Below are 1,911 nucleotides of genomic sequence, written 5' to 3'. Positions count from 1 at the left end.
GTTGACATACTCCCGCCACTTTCGACAAGCTCAAGCGGGGGATTCTAAAAGCAAAAGCTCTTAGGCGACTTTCTCACGACCGTCGCAAGTTTTCTGCTTCAACGGGCGACCTTTACTGCATCTTCCCTCGACAGACAAAACGGCATGTCCTGCCGCAAGAATATTACGAGCTGCATTAACATCTGCATTCGCAATATAACCACATTCAACGCACTCAAATTTTGCTTGGGTACGTCTATTTTCTTTTGCAACATGCTTGCATTCAAAGCAGGTTTGGCTTGTATAACGCGGGTTTACTTTAATCAGTAACCCGCCTTGCCATTGCTGTTTATACTCAAGCATAGTCAGCGCCATCGACCAACCCTGATCAAGAATTGATTTGTTCAATCCTGACTTGGCTTTGACATTGCGACCTTTATTTTCAAGAGTCCCGCTTGCAGATCCCGACATATTAACTACTTTTAAATCCTCACAGACAATCATGGCGTGGTTTTTGCTGATGTCAGTGCTGATTTTATGCAAGTAGTCATGGCGAATATTGGCAATGTGATGGTGAAGCTTTTGGATTTTACGGTTTTGCTTTTTCCAATTTTGGCTAAATAAGACCTTACGACTTAATTGGCGCTGTAGCTTTGCTAGTTTGCCTTGATTGGCTTTAAAGCTGCTCTTAGGTTTAAAGCACTGACCGTTTGAGCCGGTAACTAATTTACTGACACCTAAATCAATACCAATGGCGGTTTTAGAAGGGTGAATTGGGTTCTGTTCCAACTCTCGCTCAGTGCCAAACGACACGTACCAATGACCGGATTTCTTGCTGATGGTGACGTTTTTAATTATCCCAAGAATGTCTTGAGATTTTCTAAACTTTACAAAACCTACACCATTCGGTAGTTTGACACGATTGCCTTCAACACGGCAATATTTATCAAACTGTACCAAGCGTATTGAATCACACCCATCTGATTTGCGCTTGAAGCGCGGCATAAGCGGGCGTAATTGGATTTCTGTGCCATCAGCAAGCTTGAAGAACTTAGGCTTTTTAGGTTTTTTCTTATTCTCTTTCAATCGTGCATGAACTTTAGAGTCAAAAAAGCGTGACCAAGCAGAAGCGAGATCACGAATTTTTTGTTGTAAAGACACCGCGTTAGAGCTTGTTTTTAAGAAGGCAAACTCAGGATTTGCTTTAATATCCATGATTTTATTAACCAAATTGGTTGCATTAATAAACTCATTTTTAGCAAACATCTCAAACGATACCGCAAGCACTTGATTCCAAACAAAACGTGCAGAACCAACAAGGTTATTTAAGATAACCTCTTGTTCTGCATTAGGCTCAAGCCTAAATTTGTACGCTTTATTAATTTTCATAATGGATGCTTTATTGGTCAGTGTGTTCGTTATTTATACCATGTTATACTATATAACATAAACAATAAAGGATATTTATTACAATGAGTGAGATATATAAAAACCGTCATTCTGCTTATAATCTGCATGTGCATTTGGTATTCATCACTAAGTATCGCAAAAAGGTTTTAGCTGACAATCATCTTCAATACTTTAAAGAAGTTGTTGCTGAGATATGCAAGGATTTTGGTGCAGAACTCAAGGAATGTAACGGCGAGGGCGATCATGTCCACATGCTAATTCAATACCCACCAACGGTACAACTAAGTAAGATGGTTAATAATCTAAAGTCGGTCACAAGCCGGCGCATGAGAGCCAACTTCATTGACTTAAGGGCGGCTTATAATAAGCCTGTTTTGTGGTCACGCTCTTACTTTGCCGGCTCATGTGGCGGAGCGCCGTTGGAGATTATTAAGCAATACATTCAAAATCAGCAGAGTTAGGCTATACGAAATTCACCTCCACCCTAGCGTCGGGTGGAGTCCTCTTTCGTTAGATTGATAG

General features: G+C 40.6%; 2 protein-coding genes. One reads left to right on the top strand and one right to left on the bottom strand.

Features of this window, described 5'->3' with window-relative positions; genetic code table 11:
- Positions 1 to 60: 60 nt before the first annotated feature.
- Positions 61 to 1,368 carry an RNA-guided endonuclease InsQ/TnpB family protein gene (locus CXF58_RS01100; RefSeq protein ID WP_068403487.1) on the bottom strand — a complete coding sequence of 436 codons (1,308 nt, stop codon included), beginning with the start codon at positions 1,366 to 1,368 and terminating at the stop codon, positions 61 to 63.
- 83 nt (positions 1,369 to 1,451) lie between these two features.
- Between CXF58_RS01100 and tnpA the strand changes: the two genes are divergently transcribed.
- On the top strand, positions 1,452 to 1,850 hold the full coding sequence (gene tnpA / locus CXF58_RS01095; RefSeq protein ID WP_102076311.1) for an IS200/IS605 family transposase: 399 nt from the start codon (positions 1,452 to 1,454) through the stop codon (positions 1,848 to 1,850).
- Positions 1,851 to 1,911: the final 61 nt, after the last annotated feature.

It is taken from the genome of Psychrobacter sp. Sarcosine-02u-2 (assembly GCF_002836335.1).
Lineage (GTDB): Bacteria > Pseudomonadota > Gammaproteobacteria > Pseudomonadales > Moraxellaceae > Psychrobacter > Psychrobacter faecalis.
The sequence above is the reverse complement of the archived record's forward strand: the minus strand, read 5'-3'. Positions and strand labels throughout refer to the sequence as shown.